Consider the following 23,761-nt stretch of genomic DNA (forward strand, 5'->3'; position numbering starts at 1 on the left):
CTCCCACTAGTGAGCGGCGTCGCCGGCGATGTGCTGCGTACCGATGCGCTTGCGGAACACCCAGTAGGTCCAGCCCTGGTAGAGCATCACCAGCGGAGCGGCGATCGCGGCGCACCAGGTCATGATCTTCAGGGTGTACGGGCTCGACGAAGCGTTCGTCACGGTAAGGCTCCACTCGGGGTTGAGCGAAGACGGCATGACGTTCGGGAAGAGGGTGAAGAAGAGCATCGCCACCGCCGCGGCGATCGTGACACCCGACAGCGCGAACGACCAGCCTTCACGCCCCACCTTGATCGCCACGATGGCGCCTGTCAGCGACACCACGGCGACGAGCATGGCGCCCAGGCTCCAGCCGTCACCCTTGTCCGCCTGGGTCCAGATCAGGAAGCCCAGCGCGAGGACGGCCGTCAGGAGTCCCAGCTTCAGCGCGAGCGCCCGGGCACGGGCCCGGATGTCCCCCACCGTCTTGAGCGCGGCGAAGACCGTCCCGTGGAAGGTGAAGAGAGCGAGGGTGACCAGGCCGCCGAGGAGCGCGTACGGGTTGAGCAGGTCCCCGAAGGTGCCGACGTACTCCATCTCACTGTCGATCTTCACGCCGCGCACGATGTTGCCGAAGGCGACGCCCCACAGCACGGCGGGGATCAGGGAGGTCCAGAAGATGGCCTCCTCCCAGTTGCGCTGCCAGTTCTCGTCGGGCCGCTTCGCCCGGTACTCGAAGGCGACACCACGGATGATCAGACAGACCAGGATGATCAGCAGCGGCAGGTAGAAGCCGGAGAAGAGCGTCGCGTACCACTCGGGGAACGCCGCGAAGGTCGCGCCGCCGGCCGTGAGCAGCCACACCTCGTTGCCGTCCCAGACGGGACCGATGGTGTTGATCAGGACCCGCTTCTCGGTGCGGCCACGGGCGAGCAGCTTGGTCAGGACGCCGACCCCGAAGTCGAAGCCCTCCAGGAAGAAGTAGCCGATCCAGAGGACGGCGATGAGTACGAACCAGACGTTGTGGAGTTCCATGCCTCGATCTCCTGAGCCTCAGTACGAGAAGGCCATGGGCCGGTCGGGGTCACGGTCGTCCCCGCCGATCTTGGTGGGCGGGTTGAGGTCGGACTCGCCGAGTTCGGGAGGTCCGGCCTTGACGTACTTCACCAGCAGCTTGACCTCGATCACGGCGAGCACCGCGTAGAGCAGCGTGAAGACGATCATCGAGGTGAGGACCTCGCCCTGGGAGGTGCCGGGGGAGACCGCGTCCCTGGTGCGCAGCACGCCGTAGACGACCCACGGCTGGCGTCCCATCTCGGTGAAGATCCAGCCCCAGGAGTTGGCGATCAGCGGGAACGCCATGGTCCAGAGGGCGACGATCCAGTACCACCTGCCCAGGCGGGGGCTGAGCGCCTTCCGCTTGAACAGGACCAGATTCGGCACCTCGTCCTCACCGGTCCGCATCCCCGGCGCCAGCATGAACTTCTTCCGGGTCAGCCAGAGGCCCACCATGCCGATGGTCAGGGAGGCCATACCGAAGCCGATCATCCAGCGGAAGCCCCAGTACGCGACAGGGATGTTGGGCCGGTAGTCGCCGGGCCCGAACTTCTCCTGCTCCGCCTTGTTGATGTCGTTGATGCCCGGGACGTACGAGCTGAAGTCGTCGTTGGCCAGGAAGGACAGCAGTCCCGGGATCTCTATCGCCACCTTGTTGTGGCCCTTGTCGACATCGCCGTACGCGAAGATCGAGAACGGCGCGGGTGCTTCGCCGTCCCAGAGCGCCTCGGCGGCGGCCATCTTCATCGGCTGCTGCTTGAACATGACCTTGCCGAGCAGGTCGCCGCTGATGGCGGTGCCGAGTCCGGCGATGATCAGAGTGATCAGGCCGAGCCGCAGCGAGGTCCGCATCACCGGGACGTGCTTCTTGCGCGCCAGGTGGAAGGCGGAGATGCCCACCATGAACGCGCCTCCGACCAGGAAGGCGGCCGTCATGGTGTGGAAGAACTGTGTGAGCGCGGTGTTCTGGGTCAGCACCAGCCAGAAGTCGGTGAGCTCGGCCCGGCCGCGCTCCTCGTTGATCCGGTAACCGACCGGGTGCTGCATCCAGGAGTTGGCCGCCAGGATGAAGTACGCCGAGAGGATGGTGCCGATCGACACCATCCACATACAGGCCAGGTGGATCTTCTTGGGCAGCTTGTCCCAGCCGAAGATCCACAGGCCGATGAACGTGGACTCGAAGAAGAAGGCGATCAGCGCCTCAAAGGCCAGCGGCGCCCCGAAGACATCGCCGACGAAGCGCGAGTAGTCGGACCAGTTCATGCCGAACTGGAACTCCTGCACGATGCCGGTGACGACACCCATCGCGATGTTGATCAGGAACAGCTTGCCCCAGAACTTCGTCGCCTTGAGGTACTTCTCGTTCTCCGTGCGCACCCACGCGGTCTGGAGGCCGGCGGTGAGAGCAGCGAGGGAGATCGTCAGGGGAACGAAGAGAAAGTGGTAGACGGTGGTGATGCCGAACTGCCATCGCGCCAAGGTCTCTGGCGCCAGAGCTAGGTCCACGTCGTCTTCTCCTTACCTTGCCGTGATCACATCGGCAGTTTGCCCCTTTAATTCCACCGATCCAGGGAGGAACGGGACACGCTTGTGAACGCGTTCACATTCACAAGCATTATGGCTCATACGAAATCCGTATGTAAGACCGGGGGTCCCCCTACCGAAGGTCACCCCTTCCCGGGGGCTTCAACATATTGTTGAATCCCGGCTATGACCCTTCAGATCCGTATCTCCTGGCCCGCCGGGCACACCACGGCGACCCTCGACGAAACCCCCACGAGCAAGGCGCTGGTGGGGGCTCTGCCGATCTCCTCCACCGCCCGGACCTGGGGTGAGGAGGTGTACTGCGACACTCCGGTCTCCGCCGCCGTCGAGGCCGGCGCGCGGCAGGTGGTGGAGCCGGGCACGGTCGCCTTCTGGACCGAGGGCGACGCCCTCGCACTCCCCTACGGCCCCACCCCGATATCCCGGGGCTCCGAATGCCGGCTCGCGAGCCCCTGCAACGTGCTGGGCTCACTGGACGGCGACGTGCGCGTCCTGGCCACCGTCAGGGACGGTGACCCGATCCGCGTCGAGCGCGTGGAGAGCTGACCGGCCGCCTACCCGGCGCCCCGATCAGCCCTCGTCGATCAGCCTCCGCTGATCATCTTCCGTTGATCAACCGCTGCTGATCTCTCTCCTTCGATCCACCTCCGTCGATCAACCTCCGTTACGGAAGCCCTCCGCCGTCTTCAGGAACAGGTCGTTGGCCTCGCACTCACCGATCGTGACGCGCACGCCCTCGCCCGCGAACGGCCGCACCACCACGCCGTGCCGCTCGCACTCCGCCGCGAAGTCCAGCGTCCGCTCACCGAGCCGCAGCCAGACGAAGTTCGCCTGAGTGTCCGGAACGGTCCAGCCCTGGGCCACGAGCCCCGCGTGGACCCGCTCGCGCTCGCCCACCAACGAGCCGACCCGTCCGAGCAGTTCGTCCTCGGCCCGCAGCGAGGCCACCGCCGCGTCCTGCGCCAGCTGACTCACGCCGAACGGCACCGCCGTCTTGCGCAGCGCCGCCGCCACCGGCTCATGGGCGATCGCGAAACCGACCCGGAGCCCGGCCAGGCCGTACGCCTTGGAGAACGTCCGCAGCACGGCGACGTTCGGCCGGTCGCGGTACAGCTCGATACCGTCCGGGATGTCGGTGTCACGGACGAACTCGCGGTACGCCTCGTCGATCACGACCAGGATGTCGGAGGGCACCCGGTCCAGGAAGCGCTCCAGCTCGGCGCGGCGCACCGCCGTGCCCGTGGGGTTGTTCGGATTGCAGACGAAGATCAGCCGCGTCCGGTCGGTGATCGCCTCGGCCATCGCGTCGAGGTCGTGCACCTCACCGTCGGTCAGCGGGACCTGCACGGAGGTGGCCCCACTGATCTGCGTGATGATCGGGTACGCCTCGAAGGACCGCCAGGCGTAGATGACCTCGTCACCCGGGCCCGAGGTCGCCTGCAGCAGCGACTGGGCCACGCCGACCGACCCCGTACCGGTGGCCAGATGCGAGACCGGGACCCCGAAGCGGTCGGCGAGCTCGTTCATCAGGCCCGTGCAGGCCATGTCGGGGTAGCGGTTGAAGGCGGCTGCCGCGGACAGCGCGCTCTCCATCACACCCGGCAGGGGCGGATACGGGTTCTCGTTGGAGGACAGCTTGAAGGCGACCGCACCGCCCGCGGCGGCGGGCTTGCCCGGCTTGTAGGTGGGGATGCCGTCCAGAACCGCACGGAGCCTGGGGCTGCCCGCGCCCGTCCCGCCGGTTCCGCCGGTCTCGCTCACTGCGCTCACTGTGGTCCTCCTCGACCGTCCATACCACCAATGCTCCTCACCTTATGAGGATTCGCCTCCGCTGCGAATGGGCTGTGGACAACGGAGTGGGGAACCTGTGGACGAGAGGGGGAGCGCGGGATCAGGTGGCGCGCGCCGGTGGCGGGCGCCGTGGCGCGCGTCGCCCGTAGAGGTGAGTTGAGACCTCTTCGAGACATGACCTCCTTGGCAGGCTCATGCGGGTCGACAACCGCAGATCACACCCAAGAGGCCCTAACTCGCTTGACTTCCAAGGTAATTGGCAGTTTTTGATCATGCAAAAACGTGCCTGTCAATGGGCGCATATGCGGGCGTCCCAACCACCCGGCCTCGCCCTACTATCGGCTCGCCATGACAGCAGCAGGGAAGCACCAGGTGAGCCGGGCACAGACCCGGGGAAGCCGGCAGGGGCGAGCGGGCATCCGGGATGTGGCCGCCGCCGCCGGGGTCTCCATCACGACTGTCTCCGACGCGCTCAACGGCAAGGGCCGGCTCCCGGACGCCACCCGCCGCCACGTCCGCGAGGTCGCAGACCGGCTGGGCTATCGCCCATCCGCCGCGGCCCGCACGCTCCGTACCGGCAAGTCCGGCCTCATCGGCCTGACCGTGACGACCTACGGGGATGAACCTTTCACCTTCACCGAATTCGCGTACTTCGCGGAGATGGCCAGAGCCGCCACATCCGCCGCGCTCGCCCGCGGCTATGCCCTGGTCATCCTGCCCGCAACCTCCCGCCATGACGTCTGGTCGAACGTCGCCCTCGACGGCACCGTCGTCATCGACCCCTCCGACCACGACCCGGTCGTCACCGAGCTCGTCCGTCAGGGCCTGCCCGTCGTCTCCGACGGACGCCCCGCCGGCACCCTCCCGGTGACCGCCTGGGTCGACAACGACCACGAAGCCGCCGTACTCGAGCTCCTCGACCATCTCGCCGCCGCCGGCGCCCGCCGGATCGGCCTTCTCACCGGAACCACCACCGACACGTACACCCACCTGTCCACCACCGCGTACCTCAACTGGTGCGAGCGGGTCGGACAGGACCCCGTCTACGAGGCCTACCCGGCGCACGATCCGTGCGCGGGCGCCGTCGCGGCCGACCGGCTGCTCGCCCGCCCCGACCGTCCCGACGCGGTCTACGGACTCTTCGACCCGAACGGAACCGATCTCCTGGCGGCGGCCCGCCGCTACGGACTGCGCGTCCCGGACGATCTGCTGCTGGTCTGCTGCAGCGAGTCGACCGTCTACGCCACCACCGAACCGCCCATCACGACCCTTTCGCTCAAACCGCGCCGGATCGGCACGGCCGTCGTCCAGCTCCTCATCGACGCCATCGAGGGGATCGACACCGACGGACCGGTCGAGCAGGTGATACCGACCGAACTCATCGTGCGGACGTCCTCCCAGAGGCGTCCGCCGCGGACGACGGTGAGTCCGCCCCGGTCTCCTTCGAAGGACTGACGAAGAACGCGTACGCGCCGAAACCCGGCCCACGTCGGGTCGGGTGGGGGTCGGGTACGGATGGGGTACGGACCCGGAGCCGGACACAAACCAGGCCTCGGCCCTGCCCCAACCCTGGACTGGACCTTCTCAATTCGGGCGAAACAACCGGTGAACCCGGAGTGGACCCGGATTCACCACCCCTGGTGCGTCACACAGGCGGACCCTCATTCCTATGATGGGCGCACGACACCGCGGACCACCCCGACCAGGCCGGTCCGCGATGTGCAGGGCATCGCGACGGTGGTGGAGGGGTCGATGACTCAGGGGGCCGGGCAGGAACCCGTGGTGCGCACGGCGACATTGCGTGATTTCCGCGTACCGCCGTACGCCCGGGTGCCCGTGCAGGGCCAGGCCCCGGAGCCCCCGGCCGGGCACCCCGTCGTGCCGTACGAGCCCGGCGCACCGGTCGACCCGGGTACGCCCGGCGAAACCGGCGCACCCGGTATGCCGCCCGTCGAACCCGTCGCGCAGGGCGCCGCCCTCGAAACAGGCGCGCACGGTGAACCCGTCGCGCACGGGGCCTCCTTCGAACGGGTCGAGTTCACGAAGCGCGACGACTTCGCCGAGCCTGTCGAGTACGCCGAGCCTGTCGAGGCGGTCGCACCGTCCGAGTCGGTACCCCCCGCCCGCGTCACCGTCGCCGACCCCACGCTCCTCCTCGGCCGGCCCTCCTCCGCCCTCTCCGCCCTGACCACCCTGGTCACCCCCGCCGCGGCAACCCCCGGCCACCCCGGGAACGCCTTCCCGGACGACCAGTTCCCCGAGGGCTACACCCCGACCGAGCGCGACCTCCCGGTGATCAACCGGGGAGACACCGTCCAGGTCCACGTGGACCCGGCAGCGGCCCCCGCGCCCGCCCCGGCCGGCGAGGGCCCCGGCCCCCTCTGGGTGGTCGGCGACGTCCACGGCTATCTCGACGAGCTCGTCGACGCCCTGCGCGAGCAGCGCCTCATCGACGAGAACGGCGCCTGGGCCGCTGGCAACGCCCGCCTCTGGTTCCTCGGCGACTTCACCGACCGCGGCCCCGACGGCATCGGGGTCATCGACCTCGTCATGCGGCTCTCCGCGGAGGCCGCGGCCGCCGGCGGCTACTGCAAGGCCCTGATGGGCAACCACGAACTGCTGCTCATCGGCGCCAAGCGCTTCGGGGACACCCCGGTCAACTCCGGCGCGGGAACCGCCACCTTCCAGGCTGCCTGGCTGCTCAACGGCGGCCAGAAGCACGACATGGACCGCCTCCAGGACGTCCACCTCCAGTGGATGTCCCGGCTCGACGCCGTGGTGGAGGAGGACGGGCATCTGCTGATGCACTCCGACACCACCGCCTACCTCGATTACGGCTCCACCATCGAGGACGTCAACGAGACCGTCCACGAGATCATCAACCGGAACGACGCGGACGAGGTCTGGGACCTGTTCCGCAAGTTCACCAAGCGCTTCGCCTTCCGCGACGACGCCGGCCCCCAGGCCGTCCAGGAACTGCTCGCCACCTACGGCGGCGGACGTGTCGTGCACGGTCACAGCCCCATCCCGTACCTCCTGGGCCAGGTCGGCACGGAGGACGGCGAGGACGGCTCGGACCCGGCCGTCGATGGTCCGCACGTGTACGCGGACGGTCTCGCGATCGCCATGGACGGCGGAGTGACCATGGCCGGAAAGCTACTGGTCGTCCAACTCCCCCTGCATGGCTGAGGCATAACCCTCCGCATCCGGGGCAGTCGATTTCAGGAAACCCCCTCTCACCCCGTGCCATAACCGCAATACCATCGGGTCATCCGTAGCAGGCTCTCCTCCGTTTCCGCCCGACTGCCCGTTCCCCACGGTCAGCAAGGGCCCTACGGAGCATCGGGGGATGCACATGAACGTGGCTCCGCACCTGCTGACCGAGGATCGTGCCGAGTACGTGCGACTCCTCGACGACGCACTGCGCAACGCGCACGACCATCCGGATCTCGCCGAGACCGGCAAGCGGCTCACGGCCGAACAGCTGCGCACGATGGCACTGAACGCGACGGCGCTGATCACCGCCGCGGCGGCGGTCGAGTACGACCACTTCGTGAAGGTCCGCGAAGAGAGCCGCTCACCGAGCGGTTCGAGTGTGATGAACGCCGTCCTGGCGGCGGAGAGCGAGGGGTCGGGCGCCGGACCGGGCGCGGGCATCCTCGCGATCGTGACGGTCCTCGCACCGGTACTCGCCGGCCCGGCAGCGGTGATATTCCTGCTGGTCGGCGCCGTACTGAAGGTGCTCGCCCCCACGCTCGTGTTTGCCGACACGCTGCTGACCGCAGGGTGGTTCTTCGGCGCCGTCGCCGCCGCCGGCCTCCTCTGCGCCGCGGTCGGGCTGCTGCTCACGGCGCTGGGCAACCGGTCGACGCAGGTGGCCGCGAGCGATCCGCCGCCGGCCGAAGCAGACGACGAACTGTCCCGTGCCCGCGAGGCCTGGCGACGCGCGCTGGTGGACCGGGGCATCGTGCCGTTCCTGCGCGACGCCCTTGCCGCCCCGGATCACCTCCCGGCGGCACCGCCGGTCGTGCCGCCCCGCACCGATCGCATACCGAAGATCGGTTACAGCGGCCCGGACTTCACCAGCCCGAACAAGGGTGCCTCGGGCACACGTCCGATGTTCAGCAGCCCCGACTTCACCAGCCCGGACTTCGGCCCTCCGGACCACGGACCGGAGTAGACCGGCCCCGGCGGGTGCGGGACCACGGCGCCGGAGACGCCACGGCGGGCGCGAGCCACACGGCCCCCGACCATGCGGTCCGCCCCCGCCGCTTCATGCGACCCGACACGTCGTACGTACGCAAGCACGCATCTACTCAGCCAGCAGCAGGTACACCCGGTTGCCCGAGGCCGCGAACTCCTTGGACTTCTCCTCCATGCCGGCCGCGATCTCGTCCGACGTGAGGTCACCGCCGTGCTCCCGGCGGATGTCCTGCGAGATCTTTATCGAACAAAGCATTAGCAGAGTATCCATATGGTCTAGGGTCGTGGGCAGACAGCCACATGAGACCCGAGGGGGGCCGCCGATGGAGAAGCGCGAAGAGCTCGTCAGCAGGTTGCGAGGGGTGCCCGAAGGCACACCGTCCGTGGACGAGGTACGGGCCATGCTCGCCGCGGACCCGACGCTCAAGTGCGTCGTCTGCTACGCGCGCATCTCGTTCGACGGACGAGTCAAAGACGCCCACGGCATCGAGGACCAGCACCGCGAGATGGGCGACCACTCCCGCGCGTTCAACTGGCTGGTGGTCTACCGGTACACCGACAACGACAAGAGCGCGAGCAAGGAGAGCGTCGTTCGCGACGACTTCGAGCAGCTCATCACCGACCTGAAGGCCGGCCACACGCCCGAGGGCTACCCCATCCATGGCGTGATGGCCGTGAACGACGACCGCCTCTACCGCCGGCCGAGCGACTGGGAGCGGTACCTGAAGGCGTTCACGGCGCACGAAGGCCGCGTGTACCACGACTCGAACGGCATCCAGGACCTCTACGCCGAGGGATTCGAGATCAAGGGCCTCGTGGGCGTGGCCATGTCGCTCAGCGAGACGAGGAAGAAGCAGCGCCGCTCACGCAACAGCCACCGCAACCGGGCGGTTCGTGGCCTGGCCGTCTCTGCGTGGCGCCCGTTCGGCTGGGAAGACGACAAGGTCACGCTCCGCCCGAAGGAGGCCGACGCGATCCGCCAGGCCGTCAAGGACGTGATCGCGGGGGCGTCCATTTCCGAGATCACCCGGCAGTGGAAGGAGGCCGAGTTCATCACGAGCCGGGGCAACCCCTTCCAGTACCAGACCGTCAAGCAGGTACTGATGAACCCGCGACTCTGCGGCTACCGGGAGATCAAGGGTGAGCTCGTCCGCGACGGGGACGACAACCCCGTGGTCGGCGAGTGGGAGGCGATCGTCACTCCCAAGGACTGGTACGCCGTGACCAACACGATCCGCGAGCGGGGGCGAGGGTCGGGCGTGCCGACGGGCGGTCTGGTGCACAAGTACCTGCTGACCGGCATCCTCAGGTGCGGCCACGTCCTGGAGGACGGGACTGTCTGCAACAACAAGATGATCGGCATCAAGGCGAACGACTGGTTGAAGTACAAGCACGCCTACATGTGCAAGAAGACCGTCGACGGGGGCTGCAACAAGACGTACAAGCGGGGCGACGAGACCGACAGGTTCGTGGTGGACGTGGTCATCGCCAAGCTGGAGAAGGACGCCGCCAGCAAGTCCCGCGACGTGCCCGACTGGGACAAGGCCGAAGCCCTAGAACGCGCCATCCGCAGCCGCAAGGAACTGGAGCGCCGGTGGCACGACGACGAAGACGCCGACATTGACGACGAGGCGTTCTTCCGGAACCTTCCGGTGATCGAGCGGCGCATCAAGGAGCTGCGTGCCGACCAGGCGAAGAACGAGGCGTTGAAGGCGGAGGCCGAGGCCGCAGAAGCCGACATTGCCGCGTCGTTCAAGGGCAAGACGCTGACGCAGAAGCGCAAGGCCATAAAGGATGCGCTCGTAGCCGTTGTGGCCGTCCCCGGCGGTAAGGGGAACAAAGCGTTCGACTACGAGCTACTCAAGCCTGTGTGGCGCACTTCCGAGTAAGGAGGCTGCCCATAAGGGCCTAGATGTTGCTGGCCATGACCTCGGCAGCCTCAACCGCTGTGACCGGTATGCATCGTTGTAGTAAATTCCGCTACTCGACTTCCTCACACAGTAGCTTCCCCTGCAGCCTGCAGGAATATGTCGTTCACCGTTCACCAGAAGCCGCTCCGGACCACCTTTGCTAAGAGCAAATTTCCGGCCATCTTGCCGCGTCGGTGCCCCATAGCGTTGTCTCGCGTGTAACTATCCCTCCGAAAGATCGATCCAAGAAACCAGGGGGGAAGTTACTAAGAGGCATCAAGACTCCGACTATGACTATAGCCGTCTGTCTAGCGATACTCCCGGCGTCCAATGCATTCGCCGGAGAGTCCGGGGCAGAAGTAATGCCGGAGATCGTGTCCGACGAACAGTATCTCGCCGACGGAAATGTGGACCCGAAGACGATTGATCCAGTCATTGAGGCCGCCCCGGCGGCTGGATCCGGAGTTGACACGTTCACTTCTCTGCTGAGCGAAGTCTCGGGGATGTCGGCAAGTAGCGCCCCGATTTCAGAGAATTACGGGGAGATTGGACAGACCCTAGTAGTTGATCTGGATTCCGAACTAGGCGATCAGGTTTCGGTAACCCGGGTTGCAGCGAAGACGGACATCCCGCAAAGCACACTCTCGGACGATGGCGCACAGAAGTCGCTTTCCGTGCTGCCAAACGGGTCGCAACTAATGACTTCGCTTCACCCGGAAACAGGAGTGATGGTCTCCACGCTGTCCCGAAAGGGGCAGCTCACAGTTTGGAACGCCCTGAACGCGACAACTGAAGATGATCTGACAAGGATCACTCAGTGGGCGACGGAGGTAGATTCCAGGCAGCCTGAAGCAGTTGAGGTGCAAACCGTATCAGCTTCCAGGCAGTCTGAACTCGTCGGGATTCAGGCGGCTTCAGCCGCCCCCTCGTGCTACCTCACAATCAACAAACCGTACACGAAATCCGGCCGCGTAGAGGTCAGCAACCGCCTACTCTGCAATCAAAACGGGCGCATTAAGCTGGATAGCTACATTGAGCAGTATCGGGGCCTCGGGATCTGGGTCAGCAAAGCGTCAAATGCGGCCCAGAAGGAGAATATCTCCTATATCTGGGTCACCGCATCCTGGAAATGTTCTGTGGGGGCAGGTAGCCAGCTCTACCGCACCCGCATCATTCAGCGGTCACTGAGGAATAGTAATGGGGTTTGGTACGAAACCCACGGCATAATGGGGCCACAGGTGCGTCTGACCTGCGGCTAGCAGGCGCTTATCCGCCCAAGAATGCCTCACTGGAGTGCAACCATTGAATGGCGCAGAATCGGCCACGTCTCACTCTCTCTGCCGATTCTGCACCTTCTGCATGCACCATCTTGACCACGCAAGGCCCACCAGGAATCCCACCCCGGCCCCAGCAGGACCAAGCCAGGTTTCTCGACCCGGACTATAAATCAAATCCGAGACCGCAATTGCGATCACCAAAGCCACACCAGTGATTGCGAGCCAGCCCAGCCCGATTCCAATCATCACAAGTGGACTGACACTCTTACCGGACATAAAGCAGCCTTCCCTGCGATCGACGAAACAGTAAAAGCAACGCGCTTCACTACTCCAGCCACCCGTCCTGCAATCTGGTGCGGTCATGTGAAGCTTCTATCGGGAATATTTCGCCAGCCGTCCCTTTACCACCCGGGACACTCTTGGCTTTCGCTTCCCCTCTCTGGGCAAGTAGTGGAAGTAGGGTTAGCGTAACCTCTGCTCCAAGCGCGGGGATCGCAAACCACGTCAAGAAGGCCAGAACGGCAGCCAGAGCAGAAACAGGCAAGAAAGCGTCTACCCCGCCGGCCGTGCACAGAATCCAAAGGGCCCCTAGAGTAACCCCGGAGAGCAACAGACCAGAGAAGACGAAGAGTCGGCCTCCAGGGCGCCAGAGAAACACCCTGCGATAAATCAGGATGAGCAAGAGCGCCGCACCTCCGGATGCCGACCCGATCATTCCCGACGGAATAATCACCCCCCCAAACTTTCCGTAGGCGAAAGCATCCACCATCGGTGAGTCCTCGTTCGCAAGGGCTAAGGCTACCGGAGGAATGCTTGGGAGAAGATGAGCAGATATGGATAGAGCCACTGAGACGACTGCGCCGCCGAATAAGCGTGCCGAAAGGTTCATCTACTACCCCCTAAACAGGGCTGTCGTTTGGCATCATCCTAAGTGGTAGTGTCCGCGCGCCCGTGGGCTTCAGGCCATCTGGCCGCGATACCTGAGGTGGACGGCAAAGCGTGAAGCTGGCAGTCAGCGCGCAAAGGTGCCAGGGGCAATGTGCGTCATGCAGGGTGAGAACGGCGGGCGAACCCTTCCCAGGCAGCCCAAACAGGCCGGCTGTCGCCCCAGATGACGCTCAACCCTGTGTGGCGTACTTCCGAGTGAGGCGGATGCCCAGCACCGTGCCGATGCTCTTGAGCTGGGCGTCACTCAGCGGCGGGGCCTCGTCCACGCACTTCCGGATCCAACGTTCCCTGGCCTCGTCTGCCAGGGAACGAACCGGCTTCTCCGCGACCGTGATCACTGCCAGGGGTTTCCTTCTGTCTTGAGGCGTTCGGCATGGGCGAGGTCACGGCGGACCCGGTTGGCGAGGAGTTCCTCACCTGGGCGGTAGCCAGAGGCGAGATAGGCCCAGGAGGCTTCAGTGACGAGGGTGGTGTTCTCGTCGGGGACGGGGTGGCCGGCGCGGGTGCGGGCCGCATCGGCCTGGGCGGTGCGCCAGGCTCGGCGTACGTCGCGGAGCGCGCCGAGGGTGGTCGAGTAGGCGCGGGACTTGGTGGAGAAGTGGCCACGGAAGCCGAGCATGTGGGCCCACTTCCAGAGCTTGAGGTCCGCGAACTCCGGCAGGTGGCCGAGCGCCCAGGCGGTGCGGATCATCTGCCGTACGTGCTGCTGGACCTGGAGGTCACGCAGAGGTTCGGCCTGTCCGGTGCCGTCGCAGTCGGCGCACAGGTCGCGGAAGCCGTCCGGGCCGCTGGTGTATCCGCGTCCGGAGCAGGGGCGGCAGACAAGGGTGCGGTCGACCGTGCCGGAGCCCTCGGCGCTCTTGGTGGCGTACTTGGCGACGTAGGCGGCCACCTTCTGGTCGGTGAGTTCGCCGTCTCCCAGGGCTTTGATCTCACGGACGTCGATGCGGTCGCCCCAGGCGATGACGCGTTCGCCCACGGCGTCCGACTCGATGGTGAGCTGAGCGCGTCGGGCAGCGGCGCGGACGGCGTGGTCCAGGGCGTCGAGGGTGGCCCAGGGCGGGGGCGCGGTGGTGTGTCCGTCGGGGCCGTCAAGGCGGATCACGGCATGGAAGTGGACCAGGCCGCGCTTCTGGTACTCGGCGACCTTGGCGAAGGAGACGCGCAGAGCGGCCTTCAACGCCTTCTGGATGATGCCGAGTTGGGCAGCGAGTTCGCGCCGGAGGTAGATGGTGAAGCGTGCCCAGAGCGCCCCGGCATGGGCGTTCCAGAGCACGGCGCCGGTGTAGTCGTACGAGGCCAGGGCGAGCGGAGTGCCAAGGGCAGCGTCGTCCTCGGCGTGGTGCCGGCCGCAGCGGCAGTCCAGGGGCCTGCCCGACGGAGTGGTGGGGCGGTTGTGGACCGGCCCGAAGGAAGGCGCAGTGAGCGTGGCGAAGACTCGGGGGTGGGTGCGGACGTCTTCCGCGACGGTCTTGCCGCCGGAGAGTCCCGCCTTGATCAGGTGGTACGTGTCTGCGGCGTAGACGCGGGAGCAGGCCGGGCAGCGGGAGGCGCGGCGGTTGCCGCAGGTGGTGAGGAGTCGGCCGGTGGGTTCGTTGGCGGTCGAGTAAGCGCGGACCACGGTGCGGGTGGCGGCGTCGAGGGTGGCGGTGTGGCCGACGAGGTTGACCGGGCGGGTGCAACCGCGGACGTTGCGGACCTGCTCCGTCACACGGTCGAAGTCTTCGAGGTTGGCCAGCTCGATCAGGTCCCGCAGGGCGGGGCTGATGACGTGGCGCAGGTCCAGGGGGCGCTTCATGAGGGCGGGTTCTCCCTTCGTGCTGGGCTGGGGCCCCGAGCAGGCCGACGGATGCGCGGGCTGCTCGGGGCATGGCGGACCGAGCCCCTTGGGGGCCGGGGGCGGGAGGGGAGCCGGAAGGCCGGCGGGAAGGTCAGGCCGTCAGGGCCGAGTGCAGGGCGGTGGCCATGGGCAGGCCGACGCCGAGCCGCGCCTTGAGCTGGGCAGTGGTGATGGGCTCGTCATGCTGGACGCGGTGGGCGTCCGCGATCGAGCGTGCCTCGTTCAGCAGCGGCTCGGGCACCTTGACCGCAGGCGCCAGGGCCGGGGCGGGCACGGGCGAGAGCGTCACGGGCGCGGGCTCGGGCACGGGGGCCGGATCGGCAGGGGCCGGGGTGGTGACAGACTCGCCTTCCTCAGCCGGGACGACCGGCGCGGGAACGGGCTGGGGTTCCGGTCTCGGCTCCGTGACCACGGGGACGGGCGCCGGGGTGCCGATGGCGTGGAAGGCCCGGAGGAGCTGGGGGCCGACGGCTCCCCAGCCGAGGAGGAGCAGCGGGGCAACCGCGTCCACGGCAGCGCGGCCTTAGTGGCCGGCGGCCAGGGGCTCGGCGATGTTGAGGGCCAGGGTCAGCAGTCCGGAGAAGTGCATCAGCCGGGTAGCGGCCTTCATCTGTTCTGGCGGGACGCCGCGCAGCGAGAGGTAGCGCAGGGCCACCAGGAGTCCGACCACGGACAGGTCCACCATCGGAGCGATCAGCGGCGCGATGGGCTCGGGGATGCCGAGCCGCAGGGCGAGGGCCCAGACGTTGCCGAAGGAGAATACGAAGGCCAGGGCCGCGATGATGCCCATGACCACGGTCACGGTGCGCTGAGTGATCCGGTCCTCAGTCATAGGGGTTCACCTCCTCTCAACAGCACGCAGGGATAAGCGGATTGGTCGTCTGGGCTATGCGGCGAGCGGCTCCTCACCCTCGTCGTAGCCGTCGTACTTGGTCAGGTCGATGCCTGCGGGGAGCCGGGCGGAGAGCAGGTCGGCGGGGTCGGCCGTGAGGTGGGCGGTCTCGGACGCAATGCGGGCCGCGTCCTCCTCTTCGACGTACGGGGTACGCAGACGGGTGAAGCCCGCCTTGCCGTTCATGACCGCGACGCCGACATAGGCCGAGTCCTGCAACGTCGTCGGGTTCACGTCCGGCCATTCGCGAATGTCCTCGCCGAGGGCGGCCACGGCGGCATCGGCGGTCTTCTGTGCGGAATCCGCAGTGACCCAGGCGATGGGCAGCGGCGAGGCGAGGGCCCGCAGCACCATGCGCCGGGCCAGTTCGCCCTTGGTGGCGAACTCCCGCTCGTCGGGCACCCTTGCGGTGCGGCAGCGTTCACGGTCCTCGGTCCAGGACTTGGGCAGGTAGAGCTCGCGGTCGACCAGGGCCCGGCCCAGGGTCGTGGCGTAGGCGGCGAAGACGCCGATCTGGCAGTTCTCGGTCCGGCCGGCCGTGGTCGGGCAGCTCCGCTACGTCGTCGAGCTGCTGAAGGAGAATCGCCCCGCCCCCATCCAGCACGGCCTGTACGGCGTGGCCGCTGAGCTCGCGCGCCTCACGGGCTGGACGCATTTCGACGCACGCCAGTACAACCAGGCCCGGTCGTACTTCACCGAGGCGTTGCAGTTCGCCCGGGAGATCGACGACCGGGAGTTCATGGCCAACGTGCTGGCCTGCATGAGCTTGCAGGCGACGTACCAGGACAGGCCCGGGGACGCGTTGGCGTTCGTCAACGCAGCCCAGGACGAGGCCCGCGCAGCAGTCGGCACCACCCCGCGCGTGCTGTCGATGCTGTCGCTGCGGGAGGCGTTCGCCCACGCGACGTTGGGCAGCCACACTGCCACCCACGCGGCCATCAGCGAGGCACACCGCCAGTTCGAACGGATCAAGGACAGCGACCCCGACCCCGCGTGGGTGACCTACTTCGACGAGACCAAGCTCATCGTCGACACCGGCATCGCACACGGCCGACTCGGCGAGGCAGCGACCGCCGAACCCCTGATCGCGGACGCCTTGAGGCGGGAGAGCAGCGCAAATCAGCGAGGACGCGCATTCCACGCGTTCTGGCTCGCCCGGACACAGCTCAGCCTCGGCAAGCTGGACCAGGCGTGCCAGACGGCGACGGACGCGCTGGAGCCCGCTTCCTCGGTCGCCTCGGAGCGTGTGGCCGGGCACCTGCGCGAGTTCTACGAGGAGCTGGCCCCGTATCGGCGGGAGCCCGTAGCCCTGGCCTTCGAGTCACGACTACGGGATCTCCTCCCCGCTCAGGTCAGCGGATCGCCTCGTCCATGAGGACGTACAGGAGGCCGACGAGCGAGCCACTGCTGACGATCTCGCGGCGGTCGATCATGCCCCGGATGTCAGCCAGCGGGATCCACTCGATCCGGTCGGATTCGTTCTTCTCGGTGGGCGGACCGTCGTAGGCGGCCCCGTCGGCACGGAACACGTGGTGCTGAGAGTCCGTGATCCCGTTGGCCGGCTCCGCGTAGATCAGCGGCTTCATCGGTCCAGGCCGCCAGCCCGTCTCCTCCAGGACCTCACGGGCGGCAGCGTCGGCAGGGCTCTCCCCGTCCTCGACCAGGCCCATGGGCAGTTCCCACGCCCACGAGTCCGTGATGAAGCGGTGCCGCCACATCATCAGGATCTCTTGCTTGTCGTTGATCACGGCGGCCACGGCCAGGTGCCGGAGCTTGACGACGTGGTACTCCCACCGGCGCCCGTCCGGCTGTTCCACATCGGTCAACCAGAGGTTGACCCACTGGTTCTCATAGATCGGACGTTCCCCGTGGATCTTCCACTGCATCGCTGCTGCCCCTCTCGATCAGCCCCCAGCATCGCAGAGCAGGTCTCTTCGGTGACCAGCTTGGGGTAAATTCGCGTCATCCTGACGAATACCCCCAGGCATGTGCTGCCTGGGGGTCAGCCGCCAGAAGATCAGCCATCAATAGAACCATTACGTGGCCGACGGCTCCCGTGCGAGAGATCTTCGACCAGCTGCCATCAGCAGTCTGGGTGCACACTGGACAGGTGGGCAGACAGAGGCGCTCATTCCTACCTGGGAGATCAAATGGCGGCCATCGAAGATGACCCCAACATCGTGCCCATCACACGCGAGGAGATCGTCGACCGCCTCACTTGGGCCGCTAAGAGCCGCTGTGGCATGACGGTAGAGGAGGTCCTCAGACAGTACCGTTCGGGGAAGTTGCAGAATCCAGGAGCCCTCACGGACGTCTTGATCTTGCTCCATCTACTTCCGTCCGATGACCCGTTGCTTGCTGGGCCTTCCGATGAGCGAAGTCGAGAACAAGTGCGCTGAGGTGCGCACACTGTCTGCCAAGGTTCGCCAAGGTGGCAGGCAGTCCGCGACGGCATTCCGCGAACTCGCGCAGAAGCTGTTGGCGATCACAGTGATGGAGCAGGGGCAGCGCTTGATCCTGAGGCCCTCCCTGAGAGGAGACGCCGTATGGGTTCTGGAAGGTGGGTACAGGGCACCTCTTGTTTCCGACGCCGGGATGCTCAAGCTTCGGGATGGCCACTGGCTGAAGGTCGGCTACCGGCTGTCACTTACAGGGAACAATCGCTTGGCCGTCACCGAATCCAAGATCCAGTACCAGTGGACAGATACCGACCACTCTGAAGTCTTCCGCTACGACTACGCCTACGAAGCGGAGGACCAGCACCCGGCAGCTCATCTAGATCTTCATGCCTTGCTGCCCGAGCCTGATGGGCCGGGAGGCCCCGGGTGGCCTCTTGAACGAGTGCACTTTCCCACCGGCAGAACGTCTCTGGAACAAGTGCTCCGCTTGCTAGTTCAGGGATTCAACGTGCCTCCCGCAAGACCATCCGAGGTCTGGGAGCCTGTCCTAGCGGAGGCGGAACGAATGTTCTACTAAGTCGCTCACCAACCTGGCTTCGCTTCCGCAGCCGCCGCCGGAAGCACTCGTGGCTGAAGCCCACCACCTGTGCTGCGTTGCCCCCTAGCCATAGAGGACGGAGGGCAACTTCAGCCAGCAGGTGAATCGGCTGGGGACGCTAAGCACCCCTGTCCTCAGGCAAACGACCGGCCGACGACGCCCCCGTACCCGTCGGCCGGTTGCCTGTCATCCGCGGATCAGTCCGCCAGCGGCAGGTAGACCCGGTTGCCAGCGGCCGCGAACTCCTTGGACTTCTCCAACATCCCGGCCTCGATCTCCTCGGGGCTGGCGTCCGCTTCTCCACCGAACTGCTCTGTGATGCTTCTGCTGATCTTCATCGAGCAGAACTTCGGACCGCACATCGAACAGAAGTGCGCGGTCTTCGCGGGCTCCGCCGGCAGCGTCTCGTCGTGGAACTCGCGGGCGGTGTCCGGGTCGAGCGCCAGGTTGAACTGGTCCTCCCAGCGGAACTCGAACCGCGCGTCCGACAGCGCGTCGTCCCACTCCTGCGCCCCCGGGTGCCCCTTGGCCAGGTCGGCCGCGTGCGCCGCGATCTTGTACGTGATGACACCGGTCTTCACGTCATCGCGGTTGGGCAGGCCCAGGTGCTCCTTGGGCGTGACGTAGCAGAGCATCGCCGTACCCCACCAGGCGATCATCGCGGCGCCGATGCCCGAGGTGATGTGGTCGTACGCCGGGGCGACGTCCGTGGTGAGCGGGCCGAGCGTGTAGAACGGCGCCTCCTCGCAGATCTCCTGCTGGAGGTCGATGTTCTCCTTGATCTTGTGCATCGGGACGTGGCCCGGGCCCTCGATCATCGTCTGCACGTTGTGGCGCTTGGCGATCGTGTTCAGCTCGCCGAGCGTGCGCAGTTCAGCGAACTGCGCCTCGTCGTTGGCGTCGGCGATGGAGCCGGGCCGCAGCCCGTCGCCCAGCGAGTACGTGACGTCGTACGTCGCCAGGATCTCGCAGAGCTCCTCGAAGTTCGTGTAGAGGAAGTTCTCCTTGTGGTGCGCCAGGCACCAGGCGGCCATGATCGAGCCGCCGCGCGAGACGATGCCTGTCTTGCGACGGGCCGTCAGCGGCACGTACGGCAGCAGCACGCCGGCGTGGACCGTCATGTAGTCGACGCCCTGCTCGGCCTGCTCGATGACGGTGTCCTTGTAGATCTCCCAGGTCAGCTCCTCGGCCTTGCCGTCGACCTTCTCCAGCGCCTGGTAGAGCGGCACGGTGCCGATCGGCACGGGGGAGTTGCGCAGCACCCACTCGCGCGTGGTGTGGATGTTGCGGCCGGTGGAGAGGTCCATGACCGTGTCGGCGCCCCACTTGGTCGCCCAGGTCATCTTCTCCACCTCCTCCTCGATGGAGGAGGTGACGGCGGAGTTGCCGATGTTGGCGTTGACCTTCACCAGGAACCGCTTGCCGATGATCATCGGCTCGATCTCCGGGTGGTTGACGTTGACCGGAAGGACAGCCCGACCTGCCGCGATCTCCTCCCGTACGACCTCGGGGGAGACGTTCTCGCGGATCGCGACGTACTCCATCTCCGGGGTGATCTCGCCCCGGCGGGCGTACGCGAGCTGGGTCACGGCCTGGCCGTCACGGCCCCGGCGGGGCTGGCGGGGACGGCCGGGGAAGACCGCGTCGAGGTTCTTCAGGCCTCCGCGCGGCGAGGTGTGCTTGATGCCGTCGTCCTCGGGGCGGACCGGGCGACCGGCATACTCCTCCGTGTCACCCCGCGCGATGATCCAGTTCTCGCGCAGCGGCGGAAGGCCGCGGCGTACGTCGGTGTCGATGGTGGGGTCGGTGTACGGACCGGACGTGTCGTACAGCGTCACGTCCTTGCCGTTGGTGAGGTGCACCTGGCGGACGGGCACCCGGAGGTCGGGGCGCGAGCCCTCGACGTACCCCTTGTGCCAGCCCGGCTTGCGCTCGTCCAGGCCGGCGTTCTCGCTGGTGGCAGGCGTGCGTGCATCCTGAATGGTCATGAGACCGATCTCCCTACGCCGGCATTACCCGGTAACAGGTTCGGCGGTCGGCGCAGCCTCCTCCCGTACGTACATCGGTACGCGCGTACGGTGATCAGCGCCCTCTCAGCCCGGTGCTCCGAGCTCCCGCGTGTGCAAAGGTGGCACCACGCTAGCGTCAACCCGGCCGTGCTGAACAGTGGGCCCCCATCGTTCTTGCGATGATCGGTCGGTGACTTCCTCGCAGCAGAACCCGGAACCCGACGGCCACGACGGACACGGCGACGTCGGTCACGGACCTGGCGACGTCGGTCACGGGCACGGCCACACCCACAGCCATGGACCCGCCGCGCCCGTCTCCCGGCATCTACGCAGAGTCATCGCGGCCGTCCTGATCCCGTTCGCCACGGCCGTCGTGGTCGGGCTCGTCGTCCTATGGCCCGGCGGCGCCCCGGAGCACGAACGCACCGGCGTCGGCTTCGACCGGCAGACCTACCAGGGCAAGGTCACCTCGGTCGAGCAGGTCGACTGCCAGGACGTGAACGCCGGTCAGGTACCGCCGACCGGGGACGTCTCGACGCCCCAGGGGCGCGAGGCGGTCAACGCGCAGCAGGGGCAGTGCGAGAAGGCGACGATCGAGGTCACGAGCGGTCCGGACCAGGGCCGTACCTTCACCGAGATCGTGCAGCCCGACGCGCCGCGCCAACTGGACGAGGGACAGGGCGTGGTGGTGGCGTACGCGCCGGACGCCCCCCGCGATCTGCAGTACTCGGTGACGGATGTGAACCGGAAGGTTCCGCTGACGGTCCTCGCCCTGATCTTCGCGCTCGTGGTCGTGCTCGTCGGCCGGATGCGCGGAGTGATGGCGCTGATCTCGCTCGCGGTGAGCTTCCTGATCCTGACCTTCTTCATCCTGCCGGCGATTCTCGAGGGCTCGAATCCGCTGGTGGTCGCGGTGGTCGGGTCGAGCGCGATCATGCTGATCGCTCTCTACATGTGCCACGGCCTGTCGGCCCGTACGTCGGTCGCGGTCCTCGGGACACTGATCTCGCTGCTGCTGATCGGTCTCCTCGGCTCGTACTTCGTCAGCTGGGCGTCACTGACCGGGAACACCGACGACTACACCGGCCTGATCCACGGTCTCTACCCGGAAATCGACATGTCGGGTCTGCTGCTGGCCGGCATCATCATCGGTTCGCTCGGTGTCCTCGACGATGTGACGGTGACGCAGACCTCGTCGGTGTGGGAGCTGCACCAGGCCGATCCCCGCATGGGGCGGCGCGCGCTGTACCGGGCCGGGATCCGGATCGGCCGCGACCACATCGCGTCCGTGGTGAACACGCTGGTACTGGCGTACGCCGGTGCGGCCCTGCCCCTGCTGCTGCTCTTCTCCATCGCTCAGAGCAGCGTGGGGACGGTGGCCAACAGCGAACTGGTCGCGCAGGAGATCGTCCGCACGCTGGTGGGATCGATCGGGCTGGTCGCCTCGGTCCCGCTCACCACCGCTCTCGCGGCCCTGGTGGTCTCCGCCGACCGGCCGGGCGGCGTGGGGAAGCCTGCGGCCAGGGGTGGTCGCCGCCGCCGCGCAAAATGACGGTCGGCCGGGGTAGCGGCCGGGGCGGGCTGCTCAGCCGGGTCAGCCGGGGCGACCTGACCGCGCGGCCGGGACGGCCGGGTCAGCCGGCGTTCTCCTCCGCGAGGATCCGGCCGAGCGCCGCCTCCAGATTGTCCTCGAAGTCACCCAATGTCCGTTCCTGGCCAAGTGGAACGAGCTTGTCCGTACGGTCGAGGAACGCGACGAGGGGCGGGGCGCTGGCGCGGAACAGGGCACGGTCGCTGCCGACCTGGAGCCGGATGGCGACGTCCGAGAGAGCCTCGGGTTCGGTCGGCGCGATGTGCACATCGCCGTCCCCGCTCGGTCCGTTGATCCCGTCGAGGAGCAGCTCCCGGCCGAACGCCCAGGTCACAGGCGCGTCTCCGGGAAGGTGGAACGTCATCCGCACCGCGTAGGGATCCCGGGTCTCGTAACGCAGCTCCACCGGAATCCTGAAGGAGAGCTCCTCGGAGACGAGGAAGCTCATCAGGACCTCGGCCTGCACCGACTCTCGCATGATGTACCCCGCAGTAGATGAAGCAGTTGTGTAAACACAGCAGCTGAAAGCTGTGCCCAAAACGGCCAGGAATGATCCCTCATGGCCTGCTTGACGCAATCGTGCTGCACGCACTAGCAGATCACAAGGAGTGATTTTTCAGATACTGATAGAGAAAGCGAAGGAGCTGAAGAGCCCTCCGATTTCTTTGCGTAGTCGGTTGACTGCGGGTAGCAACCGTTCTTCCTGGTGGAGGGGGACGGAAATGGCCATCGTGGCCGCGGTGGAGCCCGCGGTGATGGGGATTGCGGCACAGACCGTGCCCAGCGCATATTCCTGACGCTCCACCAGGGGTTCCATTCGCCCCATACCGCCCAAACGATCCAAAAGGGTACGACGGTTACGCACCGTGTACGGGGTGATGGATTCCACCGGGTGGCGATCGAGGTGGTCTTGACGAGTCTTCAGATCCAGTTGACTGAGCAGACACTGACCGATCGCATGCGCATGGCCCGTCTCGCGGAAGTCGGCCCATTCGTCCACGGCGGGGGCGGACGGGGTATCGGCGACGGCGACGAGCTCGATCTCACCCTCGCGGTAGATCGCGAAGTAGATGGGGACCCCGATTTCGTCGCGCCAGTGCGCGAGGGAGTCCTCGATCCTGGTGCGACGATTCTGCAGAACTCCGCCGCCGGCCAGTCGACCTGCCGCGTCGCCGAAGACGAACACACCCTTCTCGCGGCGGAGATAGCCCTCGTGCGTCAGGGTGCGCAGCAGGTGGTAGGCGGTAGGCAGCGGGAGTCCTGCCTCACGCGCGAGTTGTTTGGCGGGAGCTCCGTCCTCGTGGGAGCCCACGGCCTCCAGTAGTCTCAACGCCCGCTGCACCGAGCCGATCAGGGTAGGAGCGGCGGACTGCGTAGCCGTGGCCAAAGGTCACCCCCAGGCGTGACGACGGGTGCCGTACACCCGCCCGCGGGGGCCGCCCCCGCGCCCGCCGCGGCCTGGGAACCGGTGGGGTCCATGGCGGACCCGCCCGGGACCGGTGGGCCACCGCAGGACGATGCGGAGGTCTACGCCGGCTTTCCCCGGGGCGGCAGAGATCTGCACTCTAATGGCAGCCCTCAGGCCCGAACCCGGATTCTCGGGCCGCGTCCCTCGCCCGGGCTAACCCCAATGCCGGTGACTTAAATGTCCTGCGCTCGTTGGTTGTGGTGTGGCGAGGGTGGGGCAGGTCAGGGTGCCTGCGGGTGAGCGGTTGTCGGACCG

Annotated in this window: 18 protein-coding genes, 3 pseudogenes and 1 riboswitch; of the genes and pseudogenes, 9 read left to right on the plus strand and 12 right to left on the minus strand. The window is 66.8% G+C overall.

Translation table 11 applies throughout. The annotated features are described in order from the left end of the window. Window positions 1-6 precede the first annotated feature (6 nt). Window positions 7-1,014, minus strand: a complete 1,008-nt coding sequence (gene cydB, locus ACFUJR_RS14350; RefSeq protein ID WP_383173645.1) for a cytochrome d ubiquinol oxidase subunit II — start codon at window positions 1,012-1,014, stop codon at window positions 7-9. Window positions 1,015-1,032: 18 nt separating this feature from the next. After that, the gene (locus ACFUJR_RS14355; RefSeq protein WP_383173643.1) at window positions 1,033-2,541 is read right to left on the minus strand and encodes a cytochrome ubiquinol oxidase subunit I; all 1,509 of its coding nucleotides are present in this window, start codon (window positions 2,539-2,541) and stop codon (window positions 1,033-1,035) included. 204 nt (window positions 2,542-2,745) lie between these two features. Here ACFUJR_RS14355 and ACFUJR_RS14360 point away from each other — a divergent pair, with 204 nt between their 5' ends. Continuing rightward, window positions 2,746-3,126 (plus strand): cyclophilin-like fold protein, encoded by a 381-nt coding sequence (locus tag ACFUJR_RS14360; protein WP_383173640.1) that lies wholly within the window; start codon window positions 2,746-2,748, stop codon window positions 3,124-3,126. Window positions 3,127-3,234: 108 nt separating this feature from the next. Here ACFUJR_RS14360 and hisC read toward each other — a convergent pair whose 3' ends face one another. Next, window positions 3,235-4,341: a histidinol-phosphate transaminase gene (gene hisC, locus ACFUJR_RS14365; protein WP_383173687.1), complete on the minus strand. Its 1,107-nt coding sequence runs from the start codon at window positions 4,339-4,341 to the stop codon at window positions 3,235-3,237. 378 nt (window positions 4,342-4,719) lie between these two features. Here hisC and ACFUJR_RS14370 point away from each other — a divergent pair, with 378 nt between their 5' ends. The 3 genes from ACFUJR_RS14370 to ACFUJR_RS14380 all read left to right on the plus strand — a co-directional run bounded on the left by ACFUJR_RS14370 (window position 4,720) and on the right by ACFUJR_RS14380 (window position 8,551). Beyond that, entirely contained in the window at window positions 4,720-5,826 is a 1,107-nt protein-coding gene (locus ACFUJR_RS14370) for a LacI family DNA-binding transcriptional regulator (protein ID WP_383173637.1), read from the plus strand. 297 nt (window positions 5,827-6,123) lie between these two features. After that, complete coding sequence (locus tag ACFUJR_RS14375) at window positions 6,124-7,560, plus strand: metallophosphoesterase (protein WP_383173634.1); 1,437 nt, start codon at window positions 6,124-6,126, stop codon at window positions 7,558-7,560. A 160-nt stretch (window positions 7,561-7,720) separates the two neighbouring features. Next, window positions 7,721-8,551: a hypothetical protein gene (locus ACFUJR_RS14380; protein ID WP_383173631.1), complete on the plus strand. Its 831-nt coding sequence runs from the start codon at window positions 7,721-7,723 to the stop codon at window positions 8,549-8,551. A 132-nt stretch (window positions 8,552-8,683) separates the two neighbouring features. On the opposite strand, the gene ACFUJR_RS14385 is transcribed toward ACFUJR_RS14380, so the two are convergent. Continuing rightward, on the minus strand, window positions 8,684-8,830 hold the full coding sequence (locus ACFUJR_RS14385; RefSeq protein WP_383173690.1) for a hypothetical protein: 147 nt from the start codon (window positions 8,828-8,830) through the stop codon (window positions 8,684-8,686). 67 nt (window positions 8,831-8,897) lie between these two features. Between ACFUJR_RS14385 and ACFUJR_RS14390 the strand changes: the two genes are divergently transcribed. Beyond that, window positions 8,898-10,463, plus strand: a complete 1,566-nt coding sequence (locus ACFUJR_RS14390) for a recombinase family protein (RefSeq protein WP_383450411.1) — start codon at window positions 8,898-8,900, stop codon at window positions 10,461-10,463. A gap of 311 nt (window positions 10,464-10,774) precedes the next feature. Next, window positions 10,775-11,743, plus strand: a complete 969-nt coding sequence (locus ACFUJR_RS14395; RefSeq protein WP_383177758.1) for a hypothetical protein — start codon at window positions 10,775-10,777, stop codon at window positions 11,741-11,743. Between the two features lie 1,136 nt (window positions 11,744-12,879). On the opposite strand, the gene ACFUJR_RS14400 is transcribed toward ACFUJR_RS14395, so the two are convergent. The 4 genes and pseudogenes from ACFUJR_RS14400 to ACFUJR_RS14415 all read right to left on the minus strand — a co-directional run. Beyond that, window positions 12,880-13,047, minus strand: a complete 168-nt coding sequence (locus tag ACFUJR_RS14400) for a hypothetical protein (RefSeq protein ID WP_383177761.1) — start codon at window positions 13,045-13,047, stop codon at window positions 12,880-12,882. Further along, window positions 13,044-14,507 carry a replication initiator gene (locus ACFUJR_RS14405; protein WP_383177764.1) on the minus strand — a complete coding sequence of 488 codons (1,464 nt, stop codon included), beginning with the start codon at window positions 14,505-14,507 and terminating at the stop codon, window positions 13,044-13,046. Before ACFUJR_RS14405 ends, ACFUJR_RS14400 begins: the two co-directional genes overlap by 4 nt. Window positions 14,508-14,640: 133 nt before the next feature. Further along, window positions 14,641-15,381, minus strand: a pseudogene (locus ACFUJR_RS14410) (DUF2637 domain-containing protein). Between the two features lie 354 nt (window positions 15,382-15,735). Further along, window positions 15,736-15,981 (minus strand): annotated as a pseudogene (locus ACFUJR_RS14415) (transposase); the annotation flags it as partial. Between ACFUJR_RS14415 and ACFUJR_RS14420 the strand changes: the two are divergent. Beyond that, a pseudogene (locus ACFUJR_RS14420) lies at window positions 15,965-16,816 on the plus strand (hypothetical protein); the annotation flags it as partial. The pseudogenes ACFUJR_RS14415 and ACFUJR_RS14420 overlap by 17 nt on opposite strands. On the opposite strand, the gene ACFUJR_RS14425 reads toward ACFUJR_RS14420, so the two are convergent. After that, window positions 16,794-17,327, minus strand: a complete 534-nt coding sequence (locus tag ACFUJR_RS14425) for an NUDIX hydrolase (protein WP_362534343.1) — start codon at window positions 17,325-17,327, stop codon at window positions 16,794-16,796. The pseudogene ACFUJR_RS14420 and the gene ACFUJR_RS14425 sit on opposite strands and share 23 nt — an antisense overlap. A gap of 484 nt (window positions 17,328-17,811) precedes the next feature. Here ACFUJR_RS14425 and ACFUJR_RS14430 point away from each other — a divergent pair, with 484 nt between their 5' ends. Further along, window positions 17,812-18,417, plus strand: a complete 606-nt coding sequence (locus tag ACFUJR_RS14430) for a hypothetical protein (protein ID WP_383177768.1) — start codon at window positions 17,812-17,814, stop codon at window positions 18,415-18,417. 218 nt (window positions 18,418-18,635) lie between these two features. Here the strand turns inward: ACFUJR_RS14430 and thiC are convergent, their stop codons facing one another. Continuing rightward, entirely contained in the window at window positions 18,636-20,426 is a 1,791-nt protein-coding gene (gene thiC / locus ACFUJR_RS14435) for a phosphomethylpyrimidine synthase ThiC (RefSeq protein ID WP_383177771.1), read from the minus strand. Beyond that, a riboswitch (TPP riboswitch) is annotated at window positions 20,420-20,566 on the minus strand. It overlaps the preceding gene by 7 nt. A 71-nt stretch (window positions 20,567-20,637) precedes the next feature. Here thiC and ACFUJR_RS14440 point away from each other — a divergent pair. Continuing rightward, window positions 20,638-21,999: a YibE/F family protein gene (locus ACFUJR_RS14440; protein WP_383177774.1), complete on the plus strand. Its 1,362-nt coding sequence runs from the start codon at window positions 20,638-20,640 to the stop codon at window positions 21,997-21,999. An 82-nt stretch (window positions 22,000-22,081) separates the two neighbouring features. Here the strand turns inward: ACFUJR_RS14440 and ACFUJR_RS14445 are convergent, their stop codons facing one another. Beyond that, a complete protein-coding gene (locus ACFUJR_RS14445; protein ID WP_352188575.1) occupies window positions 22,082-22,516 on the minus strand; it encodes an SsgA family sporulation/cell division regulator in 435 nt (144 codons plus the stop codon). Between the two features lie 138 nt (window positions 22,517-22,654). Further along, complete coding sequence (locus ACFUJR_RS14450) at window positions 22,655-23,425, minus strand: IclR family transcriptional regulator (protein ID WP_383177777.1); 771 nt, start codon at window positions 23,423-23,425, stop codon at window positions 22,655-22,657. Between the last annotated feature and the right edge of the window lie 336 nt (window positions 23,426-23,761).

The sequence above is a fragment of the Streptomyces sp. NPDC057271 genome, assembly GCF_042668715.1.
Lineage (GTDB): Bacteria > Actinomycetota > Actinomycetes > Streptomycetales > Streptomycetaceae > Streptomyces.